This window comes from Lactobacillus sp. UMNPBX12, assembly GCF_002553955.1.
In the GTDB taxonomy this organism is placed as follows: domain Bacteria; phylum Bacillota; class Bacilli; order Lactobacillales; family Lactobacillaceae; genus Lactobacillus; species Lactobacillus crispatus.
The window spans coordinates 122989-139305 of the sequence record NZ_PCYY01000002.1; the positions used below are offsets into that span (position 1 = coordinate 122989).

At 36.5% G+C, this 16317-nt stretch carries 16 protein-coding genes; 11 read left to right on the forward strand and 5 right to left on the reverse strand.

The genetic code is table 11. The features are described from left to right. Window positions 1-4: 4 nt before the first annotated feature. The 5 genes from mnmA (at window position 5) to CP363_RS01565 (ending at window position 6640) form a co-directional block, all read left to right on the forward strand. Entirely contained in the window at window positions 5-1132 is a 1128-nt protein-coding gene (gene mnmA, locus CP363_RS01545) for a tRNA 2-thiouridine(34) synthase MnmA (protein ID WP_013086164.1), read from the forward strand. Between the two features lie 92 nt (window positions 1133-1224). Next, complete coding sequence (locus tag CP363_RS01550; RefSeq protein ID WP_005718864.1) at window positions 1225-1884, forward strand: histidine phosphatase family protein; 660 nt, start codon at window positions 1225-1227, stop codon at window positions 1882-1884. Further along, a complete protein-coding gene (locus tag CP363_RS01555) occupies window positions 1884-2534 on the forward strand; it encodes a lipopolysaccharide assembly protein LapB (RefSeq protein WP_089143179.1) in 651 nt (216 codons plus the stop codon). The genes CP363_RS01550 and CP363_RS01555 overlap by 1 nt, the downstream gene beginning before the upstream one ends. Continuing rightward, on the forward strand, window positions 2527-4896 hold the full coding sequence (locus tag CP363_RS01560) for an ATP-dependent RecD-like DNA helicase (RefSeq protein WP_023488129.1): 2370 nt from the start codon (window positions 2527-2529) through the stop codon (window positions 4894-4896). Before CP363_RS01555 ends, CP363_RS01560 begins: the two co-directional genes overlap by 8 nt. Before the next feature lie 106 nt (window positions 4897-5002). Beyond that, the gene (locus CP363_RS01565; RefSeq protein ID WP_089146706.1) at window positions 5003-6640 is read left to right on the forward strand and encodes a nuclease-related domain-containing protein; all 1638 of its coding nucleotides are present in this window, start codon (window positions 5003-5005) and stop codon (window positions 6638-6640) included. Between the two features lie 25 nt (window positions 6641-6665). Here the strand turns inward: CP363_RS01565 and CP363_RS01570 are convergent, their stop codons facing one another. From CP363_RS01570 to def, 5 genes are all read right to left on the reverse strand, one after another. After that, window positions 6666-7613, reverse strand: coding sequence for a diacylglycerol kinase family protein (locus tag CP363_RS01570; protein WP_068813579.1), 948 nt, complete (start codon window positions 7611-7613; stop codon window positions 6666-6668). A 46-nt stretch (window positions 7614-7659) separates the two neighbouring features. Beyond that, window positions 7660-9339, reverse strand: a complete 1680-nt coding sequence (rnjA, locus tag CP363_RS01575; protein ID WP_057726411.1) for a ribonuclease J1 — start codon at window positions 9337-9339, stop codon at window positions 7660-7662. 6 nt (window positions 9340-9345) lie between these two features. Then, entirely contained in the window at window positions 9346-9567 is a 222-nt protein-coding gene (locus CP363_RS01580; RefSeq protein ID WP_013086168.1) for a DNA-dependent RNA polymerase subunit epsilon, read from the reverse strand. Window positions 9568-9690: 123 nt separating this feature from the next. After that, a complete protein-coding gene (locus CP363_RS01585) occupies window positions 9691-9855 on the reverse strand; it encodes a hypothetical protein (RefSeq protein ID WP_013086169.1) in 165 nt (54 codons plus the stop codon). Between the two features lie 42 nt (window positions 9856-9897). Beyond that, entirely contained in the window at window positions 9898-10452 is a 555-nt protein-coding gene (gene def, locus CP363_RS01590) for a peptide deformylase (protein WP_005718875.1), read from the reverse strand. A 252-nt stretch (window positions 10453-10704) separates the two neighbouring features. On the opposite strand from def, the gene typA reads away from it, so the two are divergent. The 6 genes from typA (at window position 10705) to CP363_RS01620 (ending at window position 16243) form a co-directional block, all read left to right on the forward strand. After that, window positions 10705-12549: a translational GTPase TypA gene (typA, locus tag CP363_RS01595; RefSeq protein WP_098035728.1), complete on the forward strand. Its 1845-nt coding sequence runs from the start codon at window positions 10705-10707 to the stop codon at window positions 12547-12549. A gap of 99 nt (window positions 12550-12648) precedes the next feature. After that, a complete protein-coding gene (locus tag CP363_RS01600) occupies window positions 12649-13833 on the forward strand; it encodes an FtsW/RodA/SpoVE family cell cycle protein (RefSeq protein WP_013086170.1) in 1185 nt (394 codons plus the stop codon). Further along, on the forward strand, window positions 13830-14174 hold the full coding sequence (locus CP363_RS01605) for a YlbG family protein (protein WP_005718878.1): 345 nt from the start codon (window positions 13830-13832) through the stop codon (window positions 14172-14174). The genes CP363_RS01600 and CP363_RS01605 overlap by 4 nt, the downstream gene beginning before the upstream one ends. Beyond that, window positions 14171-14719, forward strand: a complete 549-nt coding sequence (rsmD, locus tag CP363_RS01610) for a 16S rRNA (guanine(966)-N(2))-methyltransferase RsmD (protein ID WP_005722810.1) — start codon at window positions 14171-14173, stop codon at window positions 14717-14719. The genes CP363_RS01605 and rsmD overlap by 4 nt, the downstream gene beginning before the upstream one ends. Before the next feature lie 2 nt (window positions 14720-14721). Beyond that, on the forward strand, window positions 14722-15207 hold the full coding sequence (coaD, locus tag CP363_RS01615) for a pantetheine-phosphate adenylyltransferase (protein ID WP_005722811.1): 486 nt from the start codon (window positions 14722-14724) through the stop codon (window positions 15205-15207). Further along, window positions 15200-16243, forward strand: a complete 1044-nt coding sequence (locus CP363_RS01620) for a SepM family pheromone-processing serine protease (protein ID WP_013086172.1) — start codon at window positions 15200-15202, stop codon at window positions 16241-16243. Before coaD ends, CP363_RS01620 begins: the two co-directional genes overlap by 8 nt. Window positions 16244-16317: the final 74 nt, after the last annotated feature.

Here is a 16317-nt window from a genome sequence, read left to right on the forward strand (position 1 = left end):
AATAATGGTTGACAATAGCAAGACTAGAGTAGTTGTAGGTATGAGTGGTGGCGTTGACTCGTCTGTTTCAGCACTTTTACTTAAACAACAAGGCTACGATGTTGTTGGTGTCTTTATGAAGAATTGGGATGATACCGATGATTCAGGCGTCTGTACAGCTACTGAAGACTATGAAGATGTAAAAAAGGTTGCCGATAAGATTGGTATTCCATATTATTCAATTAATTTTGAAAAAGAGTATTGGCACCGCGTTTTTGAATATTTCTTGGATGAATACAAGAAGGGAAGAACCCCTAATCCTGATGTAATGTGCAATAGTCAGATTAAGTTCAAGTCGTTCTTGGAGTTTGCGATGGACTTGGATGCTGACTACATTGCAATGGGGCACTATGCTAAGACTGTTAAGGATGCCAATGGTGTTACTCATATGATGCGTCCTAAGGATGGTAACAAGGACCAGACGTACTTTTTGAGCCAATTGAGTCAAGAGCAGATTAGTAAGGTTATTTTCCCTCTAGCTAACCTAACTAAGCCACAAGTTAGAGAGATTGCTTTGGCTAATGGTTTAGCTACCGCGAAGAAAAAAGATTCTACAGGTATCTGCTTTATTGGTGAGAGAAACTTTAGAAAGTTTTTAAGTGAATTCTTACCAGCTAAATCAGGTAAGATGGTCACTCCTGATGGTAAGGTAGTTGGTGAGCATGCTGGTTTAATGTACTACACCATTGGTCAAAGACAGGGCTTGGGCTTGGGCTCAACTAAGGAATCAACTGATCCATGGTTCGTGGTCGGCAAGGATCTTAAGAAGAATGAATTAATTGTAGAGCAGGGCTATGATAGTCCACTTCTATATGCTAGTCGCTTGAAGGCAAGTGATATGTCATTCTTTACTGGTAAGCCAGATCATGATTTTGAGATGCACTGTACTGCAAAGTTCCGTTATCGTCAATGTGATATCGGCGTGACTGTTAAGTATCATGCCGCAGACAATACTGCTGATGTTTACTTTGATGAGCCAGCTCGTGCAGTTACACCAGGTCAAGCACTTGTTTTATACAAGGGTGAAGAATGTTTAGGCGGCGGTAATATTGATGCTGCTTACCAAGAAGAAAAGCAATTACAATTAGTTTAAAAAATATGCAAAAAGAGCGTTCGATTTTTCGAACGCCTTTTTCTTTGTGCTAAACTATTCTTATTGATTAGACAATTAGGGGGATTTAAGCAATGCAAATTTATTTTGTTCGTCATGGCAAAACTGAGTGGAATTTAGCTAGTCGCTTCCAAGGAGGACATGGAGATTCACCACTTTTGCCACAAAGCTTAGAAGATATAAAAAAATTAGGTCATCACTTGCAAGGAACTAAATTTAGAGGAATTTTTGCCAGTCCGCTTGATCGGGCCTTTAATACCGCTCAGGGCATCGATGATGCAATGAACGCTAACTTACCTGTTGTGATCGATGAACGACTCAGAGAGTTTAATTTGGGTGATATGGAGGGAATGAAGTTTGGGGATGCAGAGAAAAAATTCCCTAAACAAATGGATAATTTTTGGCACCATCCAGATAAATATGATCCGACTGAACTTCATGGTGAGGATTATCCACATGTTATTGCTCGTGGAAAAGCATTTGCTCAAGAAATGGCACAAAGATTTCCTGACGATGATGATAAGATTCTAGCAGTTAGTCATGGTGCGGCATTATCAGCTATTATGGGTGGACTTTTAGGCTATCCATTGAAAGATATTCGCAAAAATGGCGGCCTTAGCAATACCTCTTTAACTGTCTTAGAAACACTAGATGGCGGAAAGACTTTTAAACCGGTAGTGTGGAATGAAACTAGTTATTTAGGACGTAAATTATCGAAGACGGACTCGTTATAATGGATCAAAAAATAGCGCAACTTTATGATGAAGGTAAAGTAGAACAAGCCATTCATCTTTTAATCAAAAAAATCGATCAGCATCCACAACAAGTTGCTAATTATTTGCAGCTATCGACGTATTTAATTGAGCAAGGAAGCTTGGATCAAGCACAGAAGCTATTGGAGCAGGCCCAGCATCTGGTTAAAGAGCCACAAGAATTAAATTATAATCTGGCAGTGTGTTATTACATGCAAGGCGATTTTGATAAGGCACTGGCTTTATTAGATCAGATACCTAATGATGACTTAACTCTTTATCAAAAGGCACTAACTTACTTAAAATTAGGGCAAGGCCAAAAAGCTTTAGCTTATGCTTTGACGATCAAAAAAGTTGATGAGCGAATTCAGGAATTGCTAGGCGATATTTGGTTAAGTTTGGGTGAGAATCAACAGGCTCAGCAAATGTATTTGGCAATTCCTGATAATAAGAAAAATGCGAAAGTTTATTTTTTACTAGGTGTCACTACATTAGAAAAAGATCGTGACCAGGCTCAAAAATATTTTGCTCAAGCTAAGCAGATGGATGCTAAGTATTATCAGCAAGCAATGAATCAGTATGCTTCAATTATGAAGATGCTAAATGACAAGGAAAAGAAAAATTATGAATGAATTTACCGGTAAGGTTAACGGGATTGTTTTTGAAAATAGTAAAGACTTGTATAAAATTCTTGACGTTGAAATTATCGGCACTTTATCCGATTATTCTCGTCCCGATATTAAGGTGACAGGGAATTTTGGCGATATTCAAATTAATAGCAGCTATCGCTTCGAGGGTAAACTAGTAATGCATGAAAAATTTGGCTTGCAGTTTAGAGCAAATAACTATAAGCAAGTCTTGCCACATGAAGAGGGATCTTTAACTAAGTATTTGAGTTCGAATAAGTTCCCTGGAATTGGTAAAAAGGCTGCGACTACGATTATTGATGAATTAGGGCTAAATGCCTTAGATGTATTGAAGGAAAGTCCAGCTAAGATTGATAAGCTTTCTTTAACTAGAAAGCAAAAGGATAGTCTTTTGGCAGGACTAAATGCGATGGATTCTTATTCAGAAGTAATTTTAAAATTGGCTAAATACGGCATTAATAAGCGTATTGCAGGACGGGTTTACCAGCTTTATCATGGTGAAGCATTAGCAAAACTAGAGAAAGATCCTTATGCAGCAGTTAATGATATTTCGGGTTTTGCATTTAAAACCGCGGATATGATGGGAAGCCAATTAGATATTGCTAGTGATGATCCACGTAGAATTAAAGGTGCTGTTTATCAAGTATTACTCGATGCTTTAAATGGTGAGGGAGATACTTATGTAGGCTTAGCTGAGTTATTAACAGAAGCAAGTAAATTGCTTCAAATCAATCAATTCGACCCAATTGCTAGCTGTATTAATAGTTTACAAGAAGCTGGCAAAGTAATAGTTGATGGTGAGAATGCTGCTCTACAAAATATTTATCAAACAGAAGTTGATATTGCTCGCTTGATGAAAAACTTGGTAGAAAAAAAAGAAGATAAAAAAAGAGAACAATATGATGATAAAAAGGTAGAGCAAGCAATCAAGGATGCTGAAAAGGAGCTTAAGATTCACTACGACGATACACAGAAGTTGGCCATCAAAAACGCAGTTAACCAACCGATTTCTATTTTGACAGGTGGACCAGGTACAGGTAAAACTACTATCATTAATGGAATTTTATTAGTATTACGCAAGCTGGCTGAGATTCCTTCCTCCGCTCTTTACAGTGAAGATCCTCCGTTTTTACTAGCAGCACCGACTGGACGTGCAGCTAAAAGAATGGGTGAAATTACCGGAATCAGTGCTAAAACAATTCACCGAATGTTGGGGTTAGGTATTGGTGATACTAACACTCAGGACTTGAATGAGTTAAATGGTGAAATCTTAATTGTTGATGAAATGTCGATGGTTGACATGTTCCTTTTTAAACAACTTTTGGCAAGTATTCATGATACGCGGCATATTGTTTTCGTCGGTGATAAGGATCAGTTACCTTCGGTTGGAGCTGGCAATGTCTTCAGTGACCTGATTAAATCGCAAGCGTTTCCAACTACTATTTTGAAGCAGATTCATAGACAGGGTGATGATTCAACGATTATTACTTTGGCGCATGATGTTAATGAGGGTAAAGATCAGCAAGCCTTGTTTAAGAAAACAAAGAATTATTCTTTTATTAGCTGTCGTCCCGAATTAGTAGGGGATGCAGTTGGACAAATTGTTAAACTTGCTTTAAAACGTGGATTTGCAAAAGATGATATTCAAGTGCTTAGCGCGATGTATCTTGGCAATGGTGGTGTAACTAACCTTAATAATGTTATTCAGGCAATTTTAAACCCATCTCAGCCTAAAAGTAAGGTATTAGAAGCACATAATGAAGTTTTCCGAATTGGCGATCGTATTCTGCAATTGCAAAATAATCCTGAAAAAGATATTTATAATGGACAAATTGGTAAGATCATTAGCATTGATGAAGATGATGCCAAGGAATGCATGATTGCAGATTTTGATGGAAGAGAAGTTGCCTTTTCTAGAAAAGATTTAAATGATCTGACCCGGGCTTATGCAATCACTATTCATAAATCACAAGGTTCAGAATTTCCATTGGTAATCTTGAATCTAACCATGCAGAATTTTGTGATGCTAAAACGAAATCTTTTGTATACTGCAATAACGCGAGCTGAGAAAAACTTAGTGTTAGTTGGTGATCCACGGGCATTTGTGGCAGCTTTTAAGACGCCGGGAAATGATCGTAAGACTGGCTTAGCAGCGAAGATTTGTCAGCAATTGGGTATTACAAAATCATTGGATAAATCTGATCAAAGCAAGCAGCACGAAAAAGCTCAAGAAATGGAGAATGAAACCGATAAAGCAGAAGTAGCAGAAGATTTTGTTCTAACCCCGGAAAAAATATATTCTGGTGAAATTGATCCAATGATTGGAATGGAAAATATCAAATTATAAGGATAAAAGCCCCTTGAATTGTTAAAACAAGGGGCTTTTTCATTATACAAAATCATGGTATAATTATTGCTGTCTAAACATACGTTCCAAAATATGGATAATTAACATGGATATTACAATAATTACACTAACAGTAGGCATATTAACCTATTATTTTTTTCAAAAGCGAAAAAAGAAGAAAATGAAAAAAATAGAATTATCTGTAACAGATAAGAAAGAAATAACTAAAATTGAAAAAATTGCAGGCAAAAGATTACCATACCGTTTTCCTAATCATAAGAACTTGACCTTTCAGATCATTGAATTAATGCGACCAGGTTATATTAAGCGACGCATTTTTGACAATAAAGGCCATTGTCATTATTTGATTAAGTACTATTTAGATCGTTCAGTGGCGGAATTAGTTGAATTTGGTAAGACGGATGGTCATTATTGGCGTAAGACTAGTTGGAATGGAGAAACTAAGGTAACTTACCATTATGGCAAACATGAATTCAATGAGTTAGACGAAATTACAAAAAATTTGCGCTATTATGGCTCAATAGTCAAAGAAGGTAGAAACAAAATTTTGCCTTTGGAAAATGACTTAAATCAGTATGTGAATGAGTTAGAAAATCATGCTAGCTATCAAAAAGCTTGGATTACACATAAAAAAGTAACTGATTCACAGACTGTTCATGATGCTATGATAGTTGAAAAAACTTTGTTGAATAATAAACGTGATTTGAAACGAGCTTTGGCTCTGCAAAATGTTTTACGAATTCGGGCAATTAATTCTGGCTATAAGGTTTACAATCAAAAAGTAAACGCATTTCAGAAAAGAATGACTGAACTACATTTGAATCAAATAAAAAATTTGCGACCTATGAATATTTTATCTCAACGTGATTTGCGCCATCTTAGCAATCTCTTGGCAGGCGCTGCCGCAGAAGAATTAGTGAATTCTCGTTTACGTGAAGTGCAGACAGGGAAAGAAATAATTCATAATTTACTGTTACCATATCCCTATGAAAAAAAGAATAGTTTAGGGAGTAACCAAATTGATCATGTGATAATTACGACTAGCGGGATTTTTTGCTTGGAAACCAAAGCACGAACAAGTAAAAATGGACAGTATAATGTGCAGGCTGATTATGATCAGATAGCTGATCAAGTGGCCAAGCATAAAGAAAGTATTAAATATGTCCTAGAAAAAAGCAACAACCCAGTGATTATTAATTTATTGAGACGCTTGCCAAATATAGATCAATTAATCAGAAACGTGGTTGTATTTGTAAGTAGAACAGATGATGAGTTCACATTGACTGATTCGAACCGTTATCAAAAAATGGGAATAGATGTTGTGCAATTGGCAGATATTCAGTCGTTATTAGTCAAAGCTAAAACTGGAATTGGATTACAGCCAGACGAAATTGCAGCTATCAAAGAAGAAATGGATAATAGTAAACAATTGCAAGAAGAAAAAAATTATCAAGAAAATGTTCTATTTTTTGAAGATCAGGAGTCAACGTTAACTCAAAAGCAGGTGGAAGAGCAATTGTATCATGCTAATCAGGTGATTAAACATATCGATCAGATTAATGGACTTCTTGGTAATTACTTGCAGGAAGCACGGGAGTGGCAAAAGCAGTACCAAAAATACCGTTATTGGAAGAAATTTTATGATCAAGTATATGATTTCATTGATCAGGATCAATATTATCAAAATCATAATTCGAAAAGAGATATTTTAGATAAGATATAAAAAAGGAAGAATTTGGAATTCTTCCTTATTTTAATAAATTAAAATGTTCAACTTTAAATGCTACTTTGAAGGGCTGCTTTTCAATATCTTCACCATCAATTTGAGCATATTCACTTTTATTGGTTTGAACTAGGATTTCTTTAGCTTCAATATAATGAAATTCCGGTGCATTAACGTGTGAACCATCTTTGATCAGCTTACCAAAAAGCCAGAGAAACTTGCGTAAACTTGGTTTTTCAACAATTACTGTATCAAGATGGTGACTGTAAATGTCCGCTTTTGGCAAAATAGCAAAACCACCGCCAAAGTAGGGATGGTTAGTAGTAGTGACAAAGTATGCATCTCCGTAACGAAGAGTTTCGTTTTTAGTTTTAACAGTCACTGTAAAGGTATCCTGCTTAATTAGTGCCTTGATTATATTTAGGCCATAAATCATATTTCCAGAATTGAGGTAATTGAGGTGTTTTTTTAATTGCTCATGATTACTCTGATGAACAACAAAGGCATCAAAACCAATACCGAAATTATTAACAAAGTAACCCTTAGGAATTTGTTTAATATTTGATGTGAAAAAACCACAATCAACTTGTTCCGGTTCAGGATCTCGGAGCAAATTGTTGATTAATTGCCTGGGATCTGCGGTTAATCCAGCACCACGGGCAAAATCGTTGCCTGTTCCTGCAGGCAAATAAGTAATAGCTGTCTCAGGATAATTAGAAGTCTTTATTCCATTTAAAACTTCATTAAAGGAGCCATCTCCACCAACTACGATTAAAACATGTTCAGAAGAGAGATGTAAATTAGCGTAATTTTGTGCTAGAACGACTAATTCTCCAGGATAATGACTTTTTTGTCGCTTAAAAGGAATATTCATTTCTTTTAGTATATCTTGTAATTCTTTATCAGCTTTAATAGCATTGCCATTCCCAGCGACCTCATTAACTAATAACTGAACTTTAATTTTTTTATGCATATTGTTCATTTTCTAAAATAAAAGACTCCCTAAGGAGTCCTTTTTACTATTTCTTTTCGATAATGATTGGTAAAATCATAGGCCGTCGTTCAGTCTTGGAATACAAGAAGTCTGAAAGATTTTCGGTGATCGCCTTTTTAATGTCACTTTCTTTTGGTCTATTTGATTTAGCCATTTCATTTCTAAGCACATGATAAACATGCTTTTGCGCTTGACTAATTAACTCAGTTGATTCACGCATGTAGACAAATCCGCGACTGAGAATATCAGGACCAGCTAAGACTCGCTTGTGCTTATAATCAACTGTAGCAACTGCAACAACTAAACCTTCTTCAGAAAGAATTTGACGATCATGAACAACAACGTTGCCAACGTCTGCAGTACCAGAAGTATCAACGTAAACGTCACCTGCAGGAATATGTCCTGCGATTCTAGCGCCATCAGGGCCAAAGCAGACAACTTCACCATTAGATAAAACAAAAGTGTTTTCAGCGGGTACACCGGCTTGTTGAGCAAGCTGGGTGTGAATAACCTGCATTCTGTACTCACCATGAACAGGAATCATGTACTTAGGCTTAACTAAGCGAACCATCATCTTTAACTCTTCTTGGCCGCCGTGTCCGGAAGTATGAACGTTATTTACTCTTCCGTGAATAACATCGGCTCCGCCTTCCATTAACTTATTGATTAAGTGGTTAACACTTAATGTGTTACCTGGAATTGGGTTAGAGGAGAAGATGACTGTATCACCAGGTTGTAAGCTGATTTGACGATGAGTACCATTAGCAATTCGCGATAAAGCGGCTAATGGTTCACCTTGAGAACCAGTACATAAAATCATTACTTTTTCAGGTGGTAGTTTGTTGATCTCATCTGCGTCAACAATTAGATCCTTAGGCAAATTTAAGTAGCCCAAGTCGACCCCATTATCAACGCCATTTTCCATACTACGTCCAAAAATTGCAACCTTTCTACCGGTATCAATTGCAGCTTGAATAGCAGTTGATACACGATAAAGATTAGATGCAAAAGTGGCAAAAATAATTCTACCGTGGATTCCAGTGATGATATTATGTAGTGACTTAGCTACAAATCGTTCAGACTTAGTAAATTGTGTTACTTCAGCATTAGTTGAATCTGAGAGAAGAGCAAGTACACCTTCATTGCCTAATTGAGCCATCTTTTGAAAATCTGGTGCAGGTTGATCCATTACTGGTGTTAAGTCAAACTTAAAGTCACCAGTAAAGACAACGGCACCGAGTGGTGTATGAACGGCAATACCTAAAGTATCAGGAATAGAGTGAGTAGTTCTAAAGAAAGAAACGGAAAGTTTCTTAAACTTCAAAACAGTATCCTCATGCTCTTCGTGTAGTTCAGTTGTCTTTAAAATTCCGTGTTCTTCCAATTTGCCTCTAATTAATGAAAGGGCAAATGGTGTCGCATAGACAGGAATTTCAGGAATTTTTTCTAACAAAAATGGAATACCACCGATATGGTCTTCATGTCCGTGACTAACCACAAGAGCTTTGATTTTCTTACGATTCTTGATTAGGTAAGAATAGTCTGAAATAACGTAATTAATACCTAATAGGTTATCTTCGGGGAATTTAATACCACAGTCCATGATGATAATTTCATCCTGATACTGAACACAATACATATTTTTGCCGATTTCATGCAAACCCCCGATTGCATAAACGGCTACTTCATTATTTTTAATTCGCACTCTTTATTACTTCTTGTCGAACGTTGTTAACTTAAAGTCAGCATGTTCTTTTTCGTAAGTTAACGAATTACCAGTTAATTCTTGGATGAGTTCAATGTTATAGGGGGTATTGTCCTCAACCATACTTCTTGCTTCGACCATGTTGTCTGCTTCCATGTAAAGAGTTTGTGTAGTTTCTCTACGAGGATTGACAATCTTGTTTTTTTGATACAAAACTTTGTAGATCATAAATGATTCTCCTTATTAATGTATAAACGTTCAATGTAGAGTAAAAATTACTCAATAGCTATAAAAATTTTATCATAATTATAAAGTTAAGTATATAATTATGTTTCTTTTGATTTTTACCGATTAAATTTGGTCAATGTTATTGACGTAAAATAACATCAGTTGTACGATAATCATGTAGTAAATGATTAATAAATTCATTTGCTCGTTATAAGAAGTCTCTTCAATCTTCTTAATTCCCAATGTATGAGTCACTGGCCTAGTTAACCAGTGACTTTTTTTATACAAAAAAGCCTGCAGATGCAGGCTTTTGTTTTGGTTAAATAACAATTAAGAAATTACGACTGTATCTTCTTTAAGTGCGAATGGATCCTGCTTATTAATGCGGTCATAGAACAAGTGACCATTTAAGTGATCAATTTCATGAGAAGAAACAATTGCTGGGTAATCCTTTAAGCGAATGGTTTTTTCTTCACCGTCAACGGTGTAGTAATGAATGGTTAATTTATCAGGGCGGGGAACGTAACCATTAATAACTTCATCAACACTAAGGCAACCTTCACCTTCGCTAAGACAAGCTTGACGAACAGATTCAGAGACAATCTCTGGGTTAACATAAACTTCTTTAAAGATAATTTTGCCTTGATCATCAGGAACTAAAAGTGCAGCCATTTGTACACCTTCACCTACTTGAGGTGCGGCTAGGCCAACGCCTGCTCTTAATTGGTGCTTTTCAGCAATCTTAGGATCTTGTGAATCAATTAAGTATTGCATCATATCATCAGCTAATTTTTTATAGTGATCACTAAGTGGAAATGTTAAAGGCTTGGCAACTTGACGTAAGACGGGATCACCGTCACGTACGATATCTTTCATTAAGATCAAAATAATTACTCCTTTTTAAAAATTATTATCTACATTATATTTTTACCATAGTTTAATAGTTTTTGCTTGTTTTTGCATAAAAAAATCCAGGGTTAACTTGATTGTTAAGCGTTGACCCGTATGCAGTTAGGTGGTAAAATTCACTAACGTAACTATACAGATTTAAGAAAAGCACTTCGATAAGGCGCTAATGCGTTACCGAAACTGTGACAGAGTCACAGTTTTTTTATTGAAGAGTGGGGAGGAATACTTTTGTCAGAAAAAAGAAGAGACGATCTAAGAAACATTGCGATCATTGCCCACGTTGACCACGGTAAGACTACCTTGGTTAACCAATTATTGAAGCAATCTGATACTTTGCCAGAACACATGAATCTGGAAGATCGTGCTATGGACTCAAATGCCATTGAACGTGAACGCGGTATTACTATTTTGTCTAAGAACACTGCTGTTAAGTATAAGGATACTACTATCAACATCTTGGATACACCAGGTCACGCTGACTTTGGTGGGGAAGTAGAACGTGTTATGCACATGGTTGACGGTGCATTGCTTTTGGTTGATGCCTATGAAGGTCCAATGCCACAGACTCGTTTCGTTTTAAAGAAAGCTTTGGAAGCTGGCGTAAAACCTATCGTTGTTTTAAACAAGATTGACCGTCCAGGCGCTCGTCCTAAGAAGGTTTTGGATGATGTACTTGAACTTTTCATCGAATTAGGTGCCAACGATGAACAGCTTGACTTCCCAGTTGTTTATGCATCAGCTTTGAATGGTACTTCATCATATGATCCAGATCCAAGTACTCAAAAGGAAACTATGGATCCAATCTTTGATACCATTATTAAGAATATTCCTGCTCCAGTAGACAACTCTGATAAGCCATTACAATTCCAAATCACCATGCTTGATTGGGATGACTATGTTGGTCGTATCGGTGTTGGTAGAATTTACCGTGGTAAGGTTAAAGTTAGTGACAACATCACTGTTATGAAGCGTGATGGTTCAACTCAAAACTTCCGTGTTACTAAGTTATTTGGTTACTTTGGCTTGAAACGTAACGAAATTAAGGAAGCTAAGGCTGGAGATATTATTGCCATTAGTGGTATTAATGATATCTACGTGGGTGAAACTATTGCATCAGCTGAACATCCAGAAGCATTGCCACTTCTTAAGATTGATCCACCAACTCTTCAAATGGACTTTGTTGCCAACGATTCACCATTTGCAGGTCGTGAAGGTGATCAAGTAACTCCTAAGAAGCTTGAAGATCGTTTGATTCGTCAAACTCGTACCGATGTTTCTTTGAAGGTTGAACCAACTGATCAATTGAACGCTTGGACTGTTTCAGGTCGTGGTGAACTTCACCTTTCAATTTTGGTTGAAGAACTTCGTCGTGAAGGCTTCGAATTACAACTTTCACGTCCTAAGGTTATTTACCGTGAAATTGATGGTACTATGTGCGAACCATTTGAATCAGTACAAATCGATACTCCAGATGAATATGTTGGTTCTGTTATTGACTCACTTTCACAAAGAAAAGGTGAGATGAAGAATATGGAATCAACTGGTAATGGTCAAACTCGTCTTGAATTTTTAGTTCCATCACGTGGTTTGATTGGTTACAATAATGAATTCATGTCACAAACTGGTGGATATGGTATCATGAACCACACCTTTGAAGCATATAAGCCAGTAGTAAAGAACTGGAACCCAGGTCGTCGTAATGGTGCATTGGTATCCATTAACCAAGGTCAATCAACTACTTACTCACTTCAATCAGTAGAACAACGTGGTGAGTTATTCATCGGTGCTGGTGTTGAAGTTTACGAAGGTATGATTGTTGGACAATCATCACGTGAACGTGATATTGCTGTTAACGTAACTAAGGGTAAGAACTTAACTAACACTCGTGCTGCCGGTAAGGACCACGCTGCTGCTATTAAGACTCCTAGAACGTTGACTCTTGAAGAAGCTATCGAATTCTTAAATGATGATGAATATTGTGAAGTAACTCCCGAATCTATTCGTTTACGTAAGAAGATTTTGAACACTTCAGAACGTCAAAAGGCTGATAAGAAGCGTAACCGTGCTAACTAAGATAGTTTAATAAATTTTAAAAGGTCGTCACTTGATAGAAGTGATGATCTTTTTGTTTTATAATGAAAAAAGTATTATTTAGATAAAGGGGCAACGCTTGTGCGTCGAAAATTACGTTATCTTAATTACCAGATTTTTATTCCCTATCTTATTTTAGTAGTGGTTGGGATAATTTTGGTATATTCAGCTAGTTCAGATATTTTATTAGTTAATGGATTTAAGCCAAATGTCTATGGGATACGGCAAGCAATCTATGCTATAGTAGCTTTCTTTTTGTTTGGGATTCCGTTTTTTGCATTAAGAATCAAAGTATTTAAAAATCCAAAATTTGTAGGGGGATTTTTATTAATTTGTATACTTATGCTAGGATGGCTAGTATTTCTACGTTTTGCTCATGGCAGTAGTGCGGCAGTTAATGGTGCTGTAGGTTGGATTAACTTGGGCTTTATCAATTTGCAGCCACTAGAAGTTACTAAATTGGCTCTGGTCATTTATTTGGCATATGTACTAGACAGAAGAGATGGAAAATTAGTCAAGGGTAAGATCAAACATAATTTGTCACACCCAGCAATTTTGGCGGCTTTTTTAATGTGCTTGGTTATTGTTGAACCTGATTTTGGTGGGACAGCAATTTTATTTATGATCACTTTGGTAATGTTTTCAGTATCAGGGGTTCCAACTAAATTAGCTTTAACTTGGTTAGCTGGGATTGTGATCTTAGTGGCAGCTGTATTTCTTATTGTAGTTGCCTGGAATCCTGGATTTTTACAAAGAAGTTATCAATTCCAACGACTAATGTCGTTCTTGCATCCCTTTGAATTAGAGCAAAAAGGTGGGGCCCAGCTAGTTAACTCTTATTATGCAATCCACAATGGGGGATTATTTGGCGTAGGACTAGGTAATAGTATGCAAAAGCGAGGTTACTTACCAGAGCCGTATACCGACTTTATTTTATCCATTACAGCAGAAGAAGTAGGTGTGATTCTGACAATTTTATTGGTTGGATTACTCTTTTATTTGATGTGGCAGATTATGGAAGTTGGGGTTCACGCGGTTTCTCAATTCGACGCATTAATTTGCTTTGGCGTGACGACTATTATTTTTACAGAAGCATTCTTTAATATCGGTGCAGTACTAGGATTGTTGCCGATTACGGGGGTTACGCTGCCATTTATTTCATATGGTGGTTCATCAATGATTGTCTTGACTGCTGCGATTGGTTTAGTACTGAACGTTTCAGCAAATGAAAAAATGTTACAAGAAAAGGATGAAACAGTTGCATGAGTATCAATAAAGAAATTGAAAGTACCCACTTAATTAAAAGGGTAGCATTGATTATTTATTTAAAATCAGTTAGTGATCAATATAAGTTGCGCCATTTTGGTGACATTGTTTATTTTTCTAAAAAAATGAAATATTGTGTTCTTTATGTTAATCGCAACGAATGCAATGAAATCAAAGGACAAATTGCTCATTTGGATTTTGTTAATCATGTCGAAATTTCAGCTGAAGAAGAAGTAAATTTGGATAGCCAACATATTGAAAATCAATTAGCTGAGATGGCCCAAAAAGCAGAAAAGAAATTGCAACTTGAACAAGAAAAAAGTGAGAATCAACTAAAATGAGAATTATTTCAGGGAAATATGCTAAAAGAAATTTATTTACTTTGAAAAGTAATCGGACAAGACCAACCAGTGATAAGGTGAAAGAATCCCTTTTTAATTCATTGGGACAATTTTTTCAGGGTGGTAATGTTTTAGACTTATATGCTGGTAGTGGTGCCTTAGGAATTGAAGCTGTTTCAAGGGGCTGTGACCATGCGAGTCTGGTTGATATTAATCATGCTGCTTGTACAATTATTAAGAAAAATGTTGCTTTAACTAAGGAAGAGCAGCGTTTTAATGTTTATAATATGCGCAGCTCTGCAGCATTAAAATTATTTTCTGAGAATGATGAAAAGTTTGATCTAGTTTTTCTTGATCCGCCCTATGCCAAAGAAAAAATCGCTAAGGACATGTTGCAGATGGTAAAGTCGAACCTACTTAATGATCATGCAATTGTGGTGGCAGAAACTGATGATCATACAGAACTGGGTGAAATTACTGGTTTTTCATTGATCAAAGAACACCATTTAGGAAAAACAATTGTGAGGATTTATCGAAAGGACTAATAATGACAATCGCTTTATTTCCAGGGAGTTTTGATCCGATTACTAATGGGCATGTGGAGACCGCTAAAAAGGCTGCTGAAATTTTTGATAAAGTATATGTAGTTGCGATGACCAATACAGCTAAGAAATACTTGTTTACGCCTGAAGAACGTGCTGATCTAATCAGGGATGCACTAAGGGAAATACCTAATATTGAAGTGCTAGAAAGACCGGAAGAAGTAACCGTAAATTTAGCACATGAATTGCATGCTAAAGTTATGGTGCGCGGTGTACGCAACAGTGCTGATTTCCGCTATGAACAGGAGATTGCTGGGATTAATAAAAAATTGGCTCCAGATGTGAATACAGTTTTGCTTTTTACGAGTCCAGAAAATTCTTTTGTAGCTTCAAGCATGATTAAGGAATTAGCTCGTTTTGATGAAGATGTTAGTCTGTTTTTACCTAAAAAAGCAGCGATTGCATTGAGAGAGAAGCTAAAACATGAATAATAAGAAAAACAATCAATCGAAAAAGCACTTGCGTAATTGGCTCTTGGCACTAATTGCGCTTGTTTTATTAGTGGTACTTGCTGTTTGGCCGACCGATTATTATATTGAATATCCTGGTGAGGCAATGCCCGTGGGCCAGTTTATTAAGTCATCAAATAAACGTCCGAATAATTTTTATTTGGTGACAGTTAGCGTAACTAGTCGGCCGGCTCCGGTTTTGCAATATCTATGGAGTTTTACTCGTCCCTATGATGAGCGTGTATCAAGCAAGGAGCTGCTAGGAGGTCAAACTAGTGCTCAATATAATGAGTTGCAAAACTGGTATATGGAAACAAGTCAGCAGAATGCAATTTATTATGCAGCTAAAAAAGCAGGTAAACAGCATAGCTTAAAATATCTAGGCGTTTATGTGATGGAAGTCCAGAAAAATTCTAGTTTTAAAAATAAGCTCCAAATTGGTGATACCGTTTTAGGCGCAAACGGGCATCGTTTCAGGTCAACTGAAGAGATGATGAATTATTTGCGTAAACAAAAGATTGGTGCACGAGTAACAATCTCAGTTTTGCGTGGTAAGCAAGAGAAACACTTTACTGGCAAAATTGTTAAAGTAAAGGGTACTAATAAGCCAGGAATTGGGATTCAATTAGTTGAGCATGTAGTTGTGAAAACTAAGCCTAAGTTAAAAATTAACGCTGGCGAAATCGGTGGCCCCTCAGCCGGATTGATGTTTACACTTGAAAGCTATGAGGTCTTTACCAAGCAGAACTTAAGTAAGGGACATAAGATTGCGGGAACAGGTACGATTTCACCTACTGGAAAAGTAGGAATCATTGGTGGCGTTGATAAAAAAGTGGTAGCTGCTAGCAGAGAAGGTGCAGAGGTCTTCTTTGCGCCGACTGATTCAACCAGTGTGAAGAAAAGTGAAACTAATTATGCAGTTGCTAAGAGAACCGCAAAGAAAATTCACACCAAAATGAAAATTGTCCCTGTGAGCACTTTTGATGATGCATTAAACTATCTAAAGACACACTACTAAAAAAATTCAAAAAAATTTGAAGTCCAGAAAAAATTCTGGGCTTTTTTTGCGTAATAAATAGTAGAGGTGATTTT